The sequence below is a fragment of the Flavobacterium cauense R2A-7 genome (assembly GCF_000498475.1).
Classification (GTDB): Bacteria; Bacteroidota; Bacteroidia; order Flavobacteriales; family Flavobacteriaceae; genus Flavobacterium; species Flavobacterium cauense.
Genome location: NZ_AVBI01000001.1, coordinates 572266 through 588000 on the forward strand (window position 1 = coordinate 572266; position 15735 = coordinate 588000).

The 15735-nt window shown below is 42.6% G+C and carries 10 protein-coding genes; 8 read left to right on the plus strand and 2 right to left on the minus strand.

Going from position 1 to position 15735, the window contains the following annotated elements; translation table 11 throughout:
• The first annotated feature begins 28 nt into the window (after positions 1–28).
• Complete coding sequence (locus FCR2A7T_RS02610; RefSeq protein ID WP_131473124.1) at positions 29–1117, plus strand: hypothetical protein; 1089 nt, start codon at positions 29–31, stop codon at positions 1115–1117.
• A gap of 2 nt (positions 1118–1119) precedes the next feature.
• Here the strand turns inward: FCR2A7T_RS02610 and FCR2A7T_RS02615 are convergent, their stop codons facing one another.
• Positions 1120–1746, minus strand: coding sequence for a carbonic anhydrase (locus FCR2A7T_RS02615; RefSeq protein ID WP_023569714.1), 627 nt, complete (start codon positions 1744–1746; stop codon positions 1120–1122).
• A gap of 201 nt (positions 1747–1947) precedes the next feature.
• Here FCR2A7T_RS02615 and FCR2A7T_RS02620 point away from each other — a divergent pair, with 201 nt between their 5' ends.
• The 6 genes from FCR2A7T_RS02620 (at position 1948) to FCR2A7T_RS02645 (ending at position 5956) form a co-directional block, all read left to right on the plus strand.
• Positions 1948–3162, plus strand: coding sequence for an aminotransferase class V-fold PLP-dependent enzyme (locus tag FCR2A7T_RS02620; RefSeq protein ID WP_023569715.1), 1215 nt, complete (start codon positions 1948–1950; stop codon positions 3160–3162).
• A 13-nt stretch (positions 3163–3175) separates the two neighbouring features.
• On the plus strand, positions 3176–3664 hold the full coding sequence (locus FCR2A7T_RS02625; RefSeq protein WP_131473123.1) for a hypothetical protein: 489 nt from the start codon (positions 3176–3178) through the stop codon (positions 3662–3664).
• Between the two features lie 4 nt (positions 3665–3668).
• Positions 3669–4088 carry a SufE family protein gene (locus FCR2A7T_RS02630; protein ID WP_023569717.1) on the plus strand — a complete coding sequence of 140 codons (420 nt, stop codon included), beginning with the start codon at positions 3669–3671 and terminating at the stop codon, positions 4086–4088.
• A gap of 11 nt (positions 4089–4099) precedes the next feature.
• Positions 4100–4423 (plus strand): SUF system Fe-S cluster assembly protein, encoded by a 324-nt coding sequence (locus FCR2A7T_RS02635; RefSeq protein ID WP_023569718.1) that lies wholly within the window; start codon positions 4100–4102, stop codon positions 4421–4423.
• Positions 4424–4497: 74 nt separating this feature from the next.
• On the plus strand, positions 4498–5001 hold the full coding sequence (locus FCR2A7T_RS02640) for a DUF2480 family protein (RefSeq protein ID WP_023569719.1): 504 nt from the start codon (positions 4498–4500) through the stop codon (positions 4999–5001).
• Positions 5002–5071: 70 nt separating this feature from the next.
• Positions 5072–5956, plus strand: coding sequence for a DUF3078 domain-containing protein (locus tag FCR2A7T_RS02645; protein WP_023569720.1), 885 nt, complete (start codon positions 5072–5074; stop codon positions 5954–5956).
• Positions 5957–5997: 41 nt separating this feature from the next.
• Here FCR2A7T_RS02645 and hflX read toward each other — a convergent pair whose 3' ends face one another.
• Entirely contained in the window at positions 5998–7227 is a 1230-nt protein-coding gene (gene hflX / locus FCR2A7T_RS02650; protein ID WP_035116911.1) for a GTPase HflX, read from the minus strand.
• A gap of 186 nt (positions 7228–7413) precedes the next feature.
• On the opposite strand from hflX, the gene FCR2A7T_RS02655 reads away from it, so the two are divergent.
• Positions 7414–15735: fibronectin type III domain-containing protein (locus FCR2A7T_RS02655; protein ID WP_035116912.1), on the plus strand; the 8322-nt coding region annotated here is incomplete at its 3' end.

Genomic DNA, 15735 nt, shown 5'->3' on the forward strand with positions numbered 1-15735 from the left:
GGTTTCAGAAGCCAAGAACTTGTACAAAATGAAATTTATCTCCAAATCGCAATTGGCTGATATTGCCACGCAACTTCCTTTGTTGCAGTCCAATCGGAATATATTGGTGCGAATAGGTTTTTTTCTGTTGGGTTGCTTTTTATTTTCCTCTGTGATGGGCTCGGTAATCATGCTGTTTATGCCGCTTTTGGAAAACAATTATAAAGTGATGGTCTATTTTTATGCGCTTATCGGACTGGTGGGCACCGAATTCTTAGCCGCCAAAAAGTACCATAAACACGGATTGGACGATGCGTTTATTTTGTCGATGCAAGGTGCTTTTTATGCCGCTATCGGAATTAGTTTCGAAGATTCCCTGCTGGTTTTTATGGCGATGGTTGTACTTGGATTGGTGTGTTGCATCCGTTACGTACATACGCTTTCGGCTTTAATAAGTTGTATCGGATTGGTCGGATTGTTGTTCAATTTGATTACCGAACAGCATCTTATGGCTACGCTGTTTTTGCCTTTCGTAGGATTCCTTTTGGCGATTGGAATTTATTTTGTTTACCGAAAACTGCATTTGAATCCGAAAAACTACCTTTATACGAATGCGCTGCTTGTCACAAAAGTGTTTGGCTTGGTGTTGGGTTATTTTTCACTGAATTATATGGTTGTTCGGGAATTGTCACAAAGCCTGATGAATATCACGGTGGAAGAAGGAGCCGACATTCCGCTCGCGTTCCTGTTTTACGGCTTAACATTCCTTGTTCCGTTGTTTTATATCGGTTATTCCATTTACACAAAAGACCGGATGATGCTGATTGTGGGCATCTTAACACTTGGGTATTCCTTTTTCACCATCCGGTATTATTATCAGTTGATGCCCTTGGAAATCGCTTTACTGCTTGGCGGAATCGTGCTTTTTGCCATTGTTTTCGCAGCGATACGCCTTTTGAAGGATAAGGAAACCGGCGTTACTTTTAAACCCGACCGAAGTGCCGACACCAACCTTATTTTAAACGCACAGGCACTGCTTGTCAATGCACAAGTTGATGTCAAACCAGTTGCCGGGCAGGAGAATATGCCTTTTGGTGGCGGTGGTTTTAGTGGCGGTGGGGCAGGGGAAACGTATTAGGGTTATCCCAAATCGTAAATTTCCATGATGCCTTTCAACACTTCTTCAAGGTTGATGTTCAGGTCGATTAATTTTCCTGAGTGGATGTCAAATACCCAACCGTGCACCTGTAAATTTCGTTCTTTATAGGCTTTTTGAACGTCGGCCGTTTTGAGCAGGTTGACGCATTGTTCCTGAACGTTGAGTTCTACCAGTCGGTTGTAACGGTCGTTTTCATCGGGAATGGCGTTCAGTTCTTTTTTATGCAATCGATACACGTCGCGTATGTTTCGCAACCACGGATTCAAAATTCCCAAATCTTCCGCTTTCATGGCTGCTTTTACGCCGCCGCAGAAATAATGGCCACACACTACTACATGGTTTACTTTCAGATGGTTCACGGCATAATTCAGTACTGACATCACATTCATATCGATACTGATAACCATGTTGGCAATATTCCGGTGTACGAAGACTTCTCCGGGTTGTACGCCCATTAATTCTTCCGCGGTTACTCTGCTGTCCGAACATCCGATATAGAGAATTTCCGGATTTTGTCCTTTCGATAAATTTTTGAAATAATTGGAATCTAGCGCCAGTTTTTCACCAATCCACTTTTCGTTGTTTTTGAAGACTTTTTGTATGTCCATAGCTGTGTTTTTAGATTCAAACGATAGCCGAAAGCAAAAGAATTCCGAATTTTATACGACCAATTCCGAAGCCTTATGTCGCGACAACGCTAAAGTAAGGATAAATCATTTTTCAGAATACTTTTTTTAGCTGATTTTAACCTTTATTTATTCCAATTTTAAATAAACAAGCCGTAAATTTGCGACAAATTATAAGGTATTATGTTTGATGTTCAAAAAGTAAGAGCACAATTTCCCATATTGTCCCAAACCGTAAACGGCAAGCCGTTAGTATATTTTGATAATGGTGCTACGGCGCAGAAACCGCAAGTAGTTATCGATGCAATCTCTAAATATTACAGCGAAATCAACGCGAATATTCATCGCGGTGTGCATACGTTGAGTCAGTTGGCTACCGATGCGTATGAAGTTTCCAGAAACACGATTCAGGCGCACTTGAATGCCAAGTACAATCATGAAATTGTCTTTACTTCGGGAACCACGCAGGGAATCAACCTGGTGGCGAGTGGCTTTGCAGCTTTCGTAAAAGAAGGCGATGAGGTAATGGTTTCTGCTCTGGAGCACCACAGCAATATTGTGCCGTGGCAGTTTTTGTGTGAGAAAACCGGAGCGAAACTAGTCGTGATTCCGATGAATGAAAAGGGAGAGTTGATCATTTCCGAATTCGATAAATTACTTTCCGATAAAACAAAAATAGTTGCGGTAAACCATATTTCCAATGCTTTGGGAACGGTAAACCCTGTAAAATATATTGTTGCAAAAGCACATGAAGTGGGCGCAGCGGTTTTAATTGATGGGGCTCAGGCCACGCCACATTTACGGCCGGATGTGCAGGATTTGGATTGCGATTTTTATGTGTTCTCGGGTCATAAAGTCTGCGGACCAACCGGCACCGGAATTTTATACGGGAAGGAGAGCTGGTTAAATCAGTTGCCGCCGTATATGGGTGGTGGTGAAATGATCAAAGAAGTAACCTTCGAAAAAACCACTTATGCTGATCTTCCGCATAAATTCGAAGCCGGAACGCCCAATATCGCTGGAGGCATCGTGCTTGGTACGGCAATCAATTATATGAACGGAATCGGTTTTGACAACATTGCCAGATACGAACAGGAATTATTGGACTACGGTACAAAACGTTTGCTTGAAATTGAAGGCTTGAAAATCTACGGAACCAGTGAACACAAGGCTTCGGTAATTTCATTCAATATTGAAGGCATTCATCCGTACGACATTGGCACAATTATCGATAAGTTAGGAGTAGCGGTGCGAACCGGTCATCATTGCGCACAACCTATTATGAATTATTTCAATATTCCGGGTACGATAAGAGCCAGTTTTGCCTTTTACAATACCAAAGAAGAAATTGATATCTTTGTAGAAGCGGTAAAAAAAGCGCAGATGATGTTATCCTAAAAAATAAGAAATTATGAAGGCAATCACTCTTTTAGCAGCCATGACAATTACACTTGCCAGTTGCAACTGTCAAAAAAAGGCCACTGAACAAACTAATTTAACAGCTGTGGAACCCAACAATTCTCAAATCGCCATGAATCAGGAAAGTGCTTTGCCGGTATTGGAATATGAAGCCAATACACGAGGGTTTTTCAGAAAAATTACGGTTGACAACAAAACGATTGCTGTAATCAATGTTCGCGATGGGAAGCCAACTACAACCCATATTTCGGATGCCGACTGGAACGAACTCGTAACATTGTACAAATCCGTAAACAAAGACGGCTTGGCAACGTTGAAAGCACCAAGTGAAAAACGTTTTTATGACGGCGCGCCAATTGCCAATTTCAGAGTGGTTACTAAAGAAAAAACCTTTGAATCTGCCGCTTTTGACGGTGGAAATCCTCCGGCAGAAATAGAAAAAATAGTAAATAAACTTATCGCGATAGCCGATAAACAGTAATAGCATGAGCATTAAAGAAATACAGGACGAAATTGTAGACGAGTTTTCGATGTTTGACGACTGGATGCAACGTTATGAATACATCATCGAGTTGGGAAAAAGTTTACCGTTAATCGACGAACAATACAAAACGGAAGACAATATTATCAAAGGTTGTCAGTCCAAAGTGTGGGTACATGCGGAAGAAAAAGACGGGAAAGTGGTCTTTACGGCCGACAGTGATGCGATTTTAACCAAAGGCATCATTGCGATTCTGGTACGCGCCTTTTCCAACCAGTCGCCCAAAGCGATTTTGGATGCCAACACGGATTTCATTGACGAAATCGGACTAAAAGAGCATTTGTCGCCTACCAGAGCCAACGGACTGGTGTCGATGATTAAAGGAATAAAAATGTACGCTTTAGCTTTTCAGGCTAAGGGTTAATTACTATAAAAATGGAAGAATTTAACGATACAATCAATTTAGGCGAAGACGTTGTAAAAGTGTTGAAAGGCATTTACGATCCGGAGATTCCGGTAGACATTTATGAATTGGGTTTGATTTACGACGTGATGATCAACGAAGACAACGAAGTGAAAATCCTGATGACCTTAACTTCCCCAAACTGTCCGGTAGCCGAAACGCTGCCAATGGAAGTGGAAGAAAAAATTAAATCCATTGATGCAGTGAAATCCTGTGAGGTGGAAATCACGTTCGATCCGCCATGGAGCAAGGATTTGATGAGCGAAGAAGCCAAATTGGAATTAGGAATGCTTTAATAAAGTAAACAGTATTCAGTGAGCAGTTTTACTAATGAACTGACCACTGAATACTGACCACTGAATACTTAAGAATGGACGAAATTGTAAACAGAGTCGCCAACAGCGCCTTGCAGGTCTTTGATCTGGAGGATTATTTTCCGAAGCAGCGTATTGTGGAATTAGATATTTCACAATGGCTTTTTGGCGGATTTATTCTGAAAGAAACCGAATTTCGCGAGCAATTGAAGCAACACGACTGGACGCAATACCAGGATTCTTATGTGGCGCTTTATTGTTCTGGAGATGCCATATTGCCCGCTTGGGCGTATGCTTTGGTTTCGGTGCATTTACAGCCGCATGCTTTAAAAAGCATCAACGGTACCAAGAAAGAAGTCTTGATTTCGCTCTATCAGGATGCGTTGAATGCCTTGGATTATCATCCTTATCAGGACAAACCGGTTATTTTAAAAGGATGTTCCAACAAACCGGTTCCGCAGGAAATCTATGTGTTGGCAGCCCAAAAACTGGTTCCTTTTGCGAAAAGCATTATGTTTGGCGAAGCGTGTTCCGCGGTGCCACTTTATAAGAAAAAATAAGCCGTTCAACGACTTTTGAGCGGTTTTCTGTACGGATTTTGTTACTTTGTTAGTACACAAAATACCGGTCATGAAAAAAACACTACTTGCACTGCTTTGCGTTTTCGGAATGAGTAACGCATCGGCTCAGGAAAAAGTACCGGAAATACTTCCCGATACTACACAACACTGGACTACCAAAGGCAATATTTCATTGCTGTTCAACCAGTCCAATTTCAGTAACTGGCAGTCCGGAGGGGAAAATAACCTTTCAGGAAATGTCGGCGTGAATTACGATTTTAACTATAAAAAAAGCGAATGGACCTGGGACAATAAGATTATCGCTTCTTACGGTGTGGTCAAAACCAAAAACTCTCCTTTCGAAAAGAAAACTGATGACCGTTTTGAACTCAATTCTCTTTTTGGTAAAAAAGCTTTTGGGTATTGGTTTTATTCGGTTTTCCTAAATTTCAAAACCCAGATGACGCAGGGTTATGTTTACGGTAAAGATGTAAACGGAACCGAAATCCGCAGCGAATACACGGATTTGCTTTCTCCGGGCTATCTTACTTTCGGACCGGGAATGCTCTGGAAAAAAAGCGATAATCTGAAGTTTAACCTGGCGCCCGCAACCTCTAAAATTACCATAGTCGATAAAGAAGCGACTTTACCTAACGAAGCGTATTTCGGGGTTAAGGAAGGGGAATCGTTGCGGTATGAATTAGGGTTTTATGCTTCGGGCTATTACAAACTCGTAATTATGGCAAACGTTTCCATTGAAAACATTTTGGGCTTGTATTCCAATTATCTGGAAGATTCGCAGAACGTGGATTTGGATTACCAGATGAATGTGGTGCTAAAAATCAATCGTTATTTAACTACAAACATTGCGTTGCAAACGATATATGATGACAACGCGTTCCGTGGTTTTCAAACCCGGCAGGTTTTTGGGGTGGCGGTGAATTACGGGTTTTAAGTACAATAAAAAATCCCAACGGTTGCGGTTGGGATTTTTGTTTATTCGTCTTCTTTTTCGACGGCATCTTTATAATCGGGATACAAAAACTTGTTGTAGGGAAAGCGCGTAATATGAATTTCACGCACCGCTTCGTATACTTTCTCCCTGAATTCCTCAAAATTCTCTTTGTTGGTAGCTGAAATAAACAAGGCATTGTCTTTTCCTACTTTCGACATCCAGGTGTTTTTCCATTCTTCCAAGGTGTAATGTTTGGTGGTTTTCTCGGTCATCAAATCGTCTTTGTCTATGGTCAGGTGTTTGTAGGCGTCGATTTTATTGAAAACCATAATAGTCGGTTTGTCGGCACTTTTAATATCCTGTAAGATTTGGTTTACCGATTCAATATGATCTTCAAATTCGGCATGCGAAATGTCCACCACGTGCAATAATAAATCGGCTTCGCGCACTTCATCCAACGTACTTTTAAACGATTCGACCAATTGGGTGGGCAATTTTCGGATAAACCCTACCGTGTCGGACAACAGGAACGGAAGGTTTTTAATCACGACTTTACGTACCGTAGTGTCCAAAGTCGCAAACAATTTGTTCTCTACAAACACATCGCTTTTTCCAACCGCATTCATTAAAGTGGATTTTCCCACATTGGTATAACCCACTAAGGCCACACGAACCATGGCGCCACGGTTGCTGCGTTGTACCGACATTTGTTTGTCGATGGTTTTTATCTTTTCCTTTAATAAAGCAATACGGTCACGCACAATACGACGGTCGGTTTCAATCTCCGTTTCCCCCGGACCGCGCATCCCGATACCTCCTCGTTGGCGTTCCAAGTGGGTCCACATCCCGGAAAGTCGCGGCAGTAAATATTGACATTGCGCCAATTCTACCTGAGTACGGGCATAGGAAGTTTCGGCACGTTGTGCGAAAATATCCAAAATAAGATTGGTTCGGTCCAGTACTTTGCAATCTAATATTTTGGTGATGTTTTTCTGTTGCGCCGGTGTCAGTTCGTCATCAAAAATAACAGTCGAAACATTGTTCTCCTTAATATATAGGTTGATGTCTTCCATTTTTCCGGTTCCCACAAAGGTTTTTGGGTTGGGTTTATCCATTTTTTGGGAAAAACGTTTAATCACCTCTCCGCCAGCGGTAAAGGTAAGAAACTCTAATTCGTCTAGATACTCATTGAGCTTGTCTTCGTTCTGATGTTGGGTGATGATACCAACAATTACCGTTTTTTCAAAATTATGTGTTTCTTTCTCTAACATTTTGTCAAATTGAAATGCAAAAATACGCAAATAAAAGTTAGTGATTAAAACTGTGATTTGATGTTTAATTGATAAAAAACCAAACAAATGGTCGATTTTTTGTGAATTTTAGCAGTCAATGTTAAGTTGTAGATAAATTTGTTTTAAATTTGGAAATTAAACTTACAACAAACCTAAATATTAATTATGAAAAAAATTACTCTTGTAATTTTCATGTCGTTGTTATCTTTCTTGGGGTATGCACAATTCCCGGAAAGTTTTGATACGGGGATTCCCGCGACATGGAACGTTTCAGATAATGGATTAGGGACGCCCCAGAACTGGACGACTACTAGTACATTATTCCTCCCTACTCATGGAGGAGCGCAGCATGCTATTGCAAACAGAGGCGCTATCGGAGCAGGAAACACTTCTGAAAACTGGTTGGTTACGCCACAAATTACACTGCCTGCAAATGGGCAGTTGCGTTTCTGGACGAAAATGACCATATCGGGTGATAGCGGAACATTGTATCAATTACGTGTTTCCACAACATCACAAACGAATCATGCAAGCTTTACAACCATCCAACAATGGACGGAATCCGAATTGGAAACGGCTATGGCAGCCGGAGGTTCATCGGCTTACAACGTTTATGGTGAAATCGTTAAAAATCTAACGCCAGCCTATACTGCCGGACAAACGCTTTGGATTGCCTTTGTTAAGGTTAACGAACAAACCGGGGCTACCGTTGAAGGGGACCGATGGTTGATTGATGATGTTAATTTGGTGCAACAATGTGTGGATCCATTAACATTGAATGCAACATCCATTACATCTACTTCGGCGCAATTGAGCTGGACAAGTCCGGGACCTGCTACTTCATGGGACATTGAAATGGTTGCAAGTCCGGGAACTCCAACAGGTATTCCAACTGCAACAGGAGTTACAAATCCTTATACTTATACAGGTCTGACTCCTGGGACACAATATTCTTTTTATGTAAGATCGGTTTGTGGGGTTGGGAACACCAGTAACTGGGTAGGACCTTTTATCTTTTTAACAACTCCGTTGGGTCAGGTTTGTTCCGGACCTATTCCTATTACTACACTTCCGTATACGCATACGAGTAACACCAATTTGTATGGTGATGATTATAATGCCAGTGCTGGTACGGGTTGTGGTACTGCAGGAAATTATTTGAACGGAGATGATGTGGTGTATTCTTTTACACCAACGTTCACCGGTTTGGTTGACATTAGCATGACCCCAACTGCAAATGCATCCGGTTTATTCGTATACAGCAGTTGTGCGAATATTGGTGTAAGTTGTATGGCGGGTGTTTCTAACACCGGAGGCGGTATTCGTAACATTCCGAATTTTGCCGTAACAGCAGGTACGACTTATTATATAGTAATCTCTACAAACGGTACCCCTCAAAGTACCGGATATACTTTAGTTTTACAACAGGTAAACTGTGCGCAACCTACAGCTTTAACTGCAACAGGAATCACAGCATCCGGCGTTACTTTGGGATGGACAAGTGCTTTCTCTGCTTTTGAATATGTTATTCAACCTGCAGGAACAGGATTGCCTATGGGAGCTGGGACGCCATCGGCAAACCCGGTAACCGTAAATACACTAAATTCCAACACACAATATGAGTATTATGTGAGAACGGATTGTGGGGGTGGCCTTTACAGTATTTGGGCTGGTCCTTTTACATTCCGAACATTGTGTGGACCGATTGCGGTTCCATTCTTTGAAGGATTTAATGGAACACCGGCGTCTCCGACTGAGATATGCTGGACCGTTTTAAATGTCAATGCAGATGCCAACGCTTGGAACATGAACTATGCAACCACTCCATATGAAGGGGATCAGGCAGCAAGTATCGTTTCAAGTACCTCTACAAATAACGACTGGTTGATTTCACCACAATTGGTGTTGAACGGAAACCAACGTTTACGTTACCGTTACAGAGTGGCTTCAGCAGCATCGGCTTGTAATTTTGAAGTGAAAGTTTCCACTGGAGGACCTGTGGAAGCGAACTTTACTACAACGATAGTACCTCAGGCTTCTTATACGAATGTTACCTATTTAGAGAAATTTGTCAACCTGACAGGAATCACGGGTAACGTAAATATCGGATGGCACGTGGCACCTGGAGCAAACGGTTCCAGAATCTTTATTGATGCGGTAATTGTGGAAGACATTCCGCCTTGTCCGCAACCAATCGATGTTACCGTTTCAACAATAACTCCTACTACGGCAACCATTAACTGGACACCGGGAAGCACAGAAACTTCTTGGCAGGTAGTCGTACAGCCTACAGGATCACCGGCACCAACATTGGCAACGCAGGGAACTACGGTAAATACACCACCACCATATATTGCTACTGGACTTCTAGGTTCAACAACGTATGATGTTTATGTATTGGCAAATTGTGGGGCTAACGGACCAAGTGTTTGGACCGGACCGATAACGTTTACTACTTTGATTGCACCACCAGTTTGTGGCGGTACTTTCTTTGATACGGGAGGCTCAACAGCGGCGTATGCTAACAATGAAAATTCAACTTGGACGATATTTCCGGTAAACCCTGGAGATGTGGTTACGGTTACGTTTACATCATTTAACGTACAGGCAACCAGTGATGGTATGTATGTTTACAATGGAAACAGTACGGCAGCTCCTCAGTTTTCAAGTACCAACGGAGCTGGAACACCATTGAATTTACCAGGTGCTTATTGGGGAACAACAGTTCCGGGACCATTTACTTCTTCGGCAGCAGACGGGTCGTTAACCTTCAATTTTGTATCTAACGGATCTACTACTGCAGCCGGATGGGCAGCGAACGTTACTTGTGGTCCGCGTCCAACGTGTGCGGCACCATTATCGATATCACAATCGGCATTAACTTATAATTCCGTGAATTTAGCATGGACCGGAGGTTCGGCTACAGCTTGGGAAGTAATCGCGGTTCCTTGTGGATCACCGAGACCAACCGGAGCAACAGCTGGATGGGTACCGGCTTCTACCAATCCGTTTACTTTAACCGGATTGACGGGATCAACGTGTTATGATTTTTATGTTAGAGGTATTTGTTCTCCAACAGACGCAAGTACTGTTGTTGGACCAGTAACTGCTACTACTCCTGTGACGCCACCTATTTGTGGTGGTAACTTCTACGATTCAGGAGGACCTTCTGCCAGCTACGCAGCGAGTGAAAACAGAACAGTAACCATTTGTCCTTCTACTCCTGGAGATTTGGTAACAGTAACGTTCACTTCGTTTGCTACAGAAAACAACTTTGACTTTTTAAGAGTATATGACGGAAATAGTGCTGCTGCTCCTTTATTGGCAACATTAACCGGAACCGCATTACCACCTTCTTTTACTTCTTCTGCTACAAATGGATGTTTAACATTTGTATTTACTTCAGACAGTTCGGTACAATCGGCTGGATGGGCGGCGAATGTTACGTGTGCACCGCCACCAACGTGTCCTAGACCTACTGGTTTAACAGCAACAGCGGTTACAAACGTTTCGGCTACTTTAGGATGGACCAACGTTGGACCGGCTACTGCTTGGCAAGTAATTGCGTTACCGTGTGGTTCGCCAATTCCTACTGCAGCTACTCCGGGATGGGTTCCTGCTCCTACGAATCCTTTCGTATTGACGGGTCTTAACCAAGCCACTTGTTATAATTTTTACGTAATGGCTGTTTGTTCTCCAACAGATTCAAGTACGCCATCAAACGCTTATACGGCAACCACTCAGGTAACACCTCCTGCATGTGGCGGAAACTTCTATGATACAGGAGGACCTTCTGCAAGTTATGCTGCGAATGCTAACAGTACTGTAACTATTTGCCCAACGAATCCGGGAGATGTGGTTACCGTTACTTTCAGTGCGTTTGCTACAGAAAACAATTTTGACTTCTTAAGAGTATATGACGGAAACAGTGCGGCTGCTCCTTTATTGGCAACATTAACCGGAACAACAATTCCTCCGGCATTTACCTCTTCTTCAGTTGATGGCTGTTTAACTTTTGTGTTTACATCGGATGGTTCAGTTCAATCGGCTGGATGGGCGGCAAGTGTAACTTGTTCCCCAGCGCCAACTTGTCCGAGAAAACCAATTAACTTAACAGCTACACAAGTTACTTCTACCTCCGCTTTATTAGGATGGACAGAAACCGGTACAGCCACACAATGGCAAGTATTAGTATTACCGGCGGGTTCACCAGTTCCGGTTCCTGGAACAACGGGTATCATTGTGAACTCAAATCCGGCTTTAATAACAGGTTTAAATCCAAGTACGACCTATACTTTCTTTGTGAGTGCTTTGTGTACGCCAACAGATGCAAGTTACTGGTCTAACGGATTTACCTTCACCACAGCTCCTGCAAACGACGAGTGTGCAACTGCAACGTTTGTTCCGGTTAACGCCAATGCGTTCTGTAATCAAACCGTTCCGGGTACACTTTCATTGGCAACAGGATCGGTTGGTACACCAATTGCTCCTTGTGTTGGAACGGCTGACGATGATGTTTGGTATCAGTTTATTGCTACTAACAGTTATCTGAACGTTTCTTTACAGAATGTGGCAGGTTCGACAACCAACCTTAACTTTGCGGTATATACTGGTTCTTGTGCCGGCTTAACTCAGTTCTTCTGTAGTGCTGCGGGTGCGCTCCAAGGTACGCTTAACGGATTAACTGTTGGTCAGACGTATTATATCCGAGTTTACTCGAATGCAGCTACTCCACAAACTACTACGTTTAATCTTTGTATTTCTACTCCGTCAACTTGTGCTACCGCTTCCACAGTTTGTAGCATCACTTACGGTAATACAACAGGGGTAACAAGTTTAGGTACTATTGGCTGTTTAAGTTCTTCGCCAAATCCAACATATTTTACAATTCAGGTAGGTACTTCAGGTCCTATTAATTTTGAGTTGACACAATCTTCTCCAGGAAGCGCAACACCTAATTTGGATGTGGATTATGCGGCTTGGGGTCCATTCACAAGTCAGGCTGCCGGATGTGCTGCTGGGATACCATTCATTCCACCGGTAAATACTAACCCATCGGGAGATCCACAAGACCACGGATGTAGTTTTAGTGCGGCTCCGATTGAGCAGTTTAACATACCAAATGCATTAGCGGGTCAATTCTATATTATTTTAATTACCAACTATTCGAATCAATCGGGTAGTATTAGTTTAAATCAAACGAATGCGGGTCAACCTGGTGCCGGTGTAACAATTTGTTGTCCGGATGCCAACTTCAGTTATGTTCCTGGAACGTACTGTAAAGGAACCAGTGCCAACCCGGTTGCTACAATTGCAACAGGTTCATTGGCGGGAACGTTCTCGTCTCCTAACCCTGCTGTGGTTTTTGTTAACACCGCTACTGGTGAGATTAATTTAGCAGCTACGCCTGCTGGAAATTATATTATTTATAATACTGTAGCAGCAACTGCTTCATGTGGAGTTAAAACATATTCGTATGTAATTACTATCGTTGAGCCTGCCTTAGCTACAATTGCTTACGGTGCTTCTTCATACTGTAATAATTTAGTGGGAACGCAACCGGTTACGGTTACCGGAACACCGGGAGGTACTTTTGCAGTTACGCCTGTTGGATTGTTAATCAATGCCAATACGGGTGCAATTACTCCCGTTGGAAGTGTACCAGGGACTTATACAGTTTCTTATAATTTCCCTGTTACTACAGGTTGTGGTGTTACATCATTTACTACTACGGTAACAATTAATGCTACCCCTAATCCGGCACCAACTGTTGTACAGCCTACCTGTACAACGCCTACCGGAACTGTTACCGTGCTACCTACGGCTGCTACTTATGAGTACAGTATTGATGGTGGAACAACGTATCTTGCAACAAATGTATTTAGCGGTTTAACCCCTAATACCTATAGTGTTGTGATTCGTGATACTACTACAGGATGTATTTCGGCGCCTTTCCCGGTAACGGTAAATGCTGTGCCTGTTGCACCTGTAGCACCAACTACTACTTTGGTTCAACCAACCTGTATTGCAGGTGGACAAATCACCGTAACCTCTCCGTTAAATGGTGCGGTTGTGTATAATAATTTATTCATATCTGAAGTTACGGATGCCAATACGGGATCTTTAACTTATATAGAGATATATAATGGTACCGGTGCTGCTGTTAATTTAGCAAACTATAGACTTAAAATTTATAACAACGGTAGTGGTACCGCTTCTTGTGACTTCGCTTTAACGGGTACTTTAGCTAATAACGCTGTTCATGTTGTAAAAGTGAGTAGTGATGCTAATATAGCAGGTGTTACACCAAACCAATCTGTTACAACTTGTGCGGGAGTTAATATTGATGATAACATTCGATTAACTACAAGCGCTGGTGTTGAGATTGATAATTGGGGTCGAAGAGACGGAATAGCGTTTACACCTAACAATCAACCGGGTTATACTTACAGAAGGTTAGCAACTGTTACCGCTCCAAGTAATACTTGGAATCCTGCAGACTGGTCGGCTATCGATCCGGAGGTTTATACTAATGTGGGTAGCTTTACACCTGCCACTTCTAACTATCAGTTTAGTATAGATGGGGTAACTTATCAAACAAGTAACGTCTTTACGAACGTTCCAGCGGGAACGTATAACGTAACGGTTATGGATATGGTTACGGGATGTATTTCCAATGCCACTGTTGTGGTGTTGAACACTCCAGTTGTTCCTGTTGCTCCAACGGTAACAGCTACATCACCAACAACATGTGCGGTGCCTACCGGATCGTTAACAGTTACAGCTCCAGTTGGTGCTTCTTACGAATACAGTATTGATGGTGTAACTTATCAGGCAGCCACTTCATTTACCGGCTTGGTGCCTGGAACATATAATGTTATTGTTCGTGATGTTGCTAATGGTTGTATTTCAACCGCAACTTCGGCTACTATACTACCGGCTCCGGGTTCACCGGCTGCTCCAACAGCTAGTGTTACCGTTCAGCCAACATGTATTGTTACAACAGGAACGATTGTAGTTACAGCTCCTTTGGGTGCTACTTTAGAATATTCAATCGATGGGGTAACATACCAATCAGGAACTACGTTCGCTGGTTTATTACCTGGAACTTATAATGTTTCGGTACACGATACTGCATCGGGTTGTATTTCTTCTGCCACTACATTAACAGTGAATCCTATTCCTGCTAATCCTGCCGCTCCAACGGCTAGCGTTACGGTTCAGCCAACCTGTACAACTCCAACAGGTACTATTGAAGTAACGGCTCCAGTAGGCGCTACTTACGAATACAGTATTGATGGAGTGACGTATCAGTCGGGAGTAACTTTTGCCGGATTGACTCCAGGCAATTACAACGTAACGGTTCGTGATATTACTACAGGTTGTATTTCTTCGGCTACAGTAGTTACTGTAGATCCAATTCCTGCTAATCCTGCTGCTCCAACAGCAAGTGTTACGGTTCAGCCAACTTGTGCAGTACCAACAGGAACTATTGAAGTTACGGCTCCTGTAGGTGCTACTTTCGAATACAGTGTAGACGGGGTAACTTATCAGGTTAGTACAACTTTTGCTGGTTTGACTCCTGCTACTTACAACGTAATGGTACGTGATGTTGTTACGGGATGTGTTTCTTCGGCAACACCAGTAACAATTGTGCCGGTTGCCGGTGCTCCTGTTGCTCCAACAGCCAGCACAACGGTACAGCCTACATGTGCAGTTCCTACCGGAACGATTGTAGTTACAGCTCCATTGAGTGCCAATTACGAATACAGTGTTAATGGCACTACTTATCAGGCAGGCACTACTTTTGCGGGTCTCGCTTCAGGTACTTATAGTGTTACGGTTCGTGATATTACAACAGGTTGTATTTCTCCAATAACTGTTGTTGTTGTGGATCCAATTCCTGCTAGTCCTTTAGTGCCTTCTGTAACAGTTACGGTACAACCAACTTGTACAAGTCCTACAGCTTCTATCGAGATCACATCTCCACTAGGTGCTAATTATGAGTATAACGTTGATGCGTCAGTTTTCCAGGCAAGTCCAATATTTACTGGTATTACTGCTGGAATTCATACGGTTACAGTTCGTGATAATGTTACAGGTTGTACAGCTCAAACTTCGATTGAAATTATCGCCCCTGTTAGCCCTGATACGCCTGGTTTAGTTGTTAATACACAACCAGTGTGTAACGATTTAACAGGAAGTATTGAAGTGCTTTCTCCAATCGGTGCGAATTATCAATACGCGATTAATGGTGGTATTTATCAAAATAATCCTATTTTTGCAGGATTAAATGAAGGAATTTACGCTATAACTGTAATGGATGTAGTAACTGGATGTATTTCTCAAGTTGCTTCCATCGATGTTCAGGATTTAGGATGTACAATTCCTCGCGGAATCTCTCCTAACGGTGACGGTAAAAACGACGCGTTTGATATATCAACACTTAATGTGACTAAGCTTTCGATTTTCAACCGTTACGGTGTT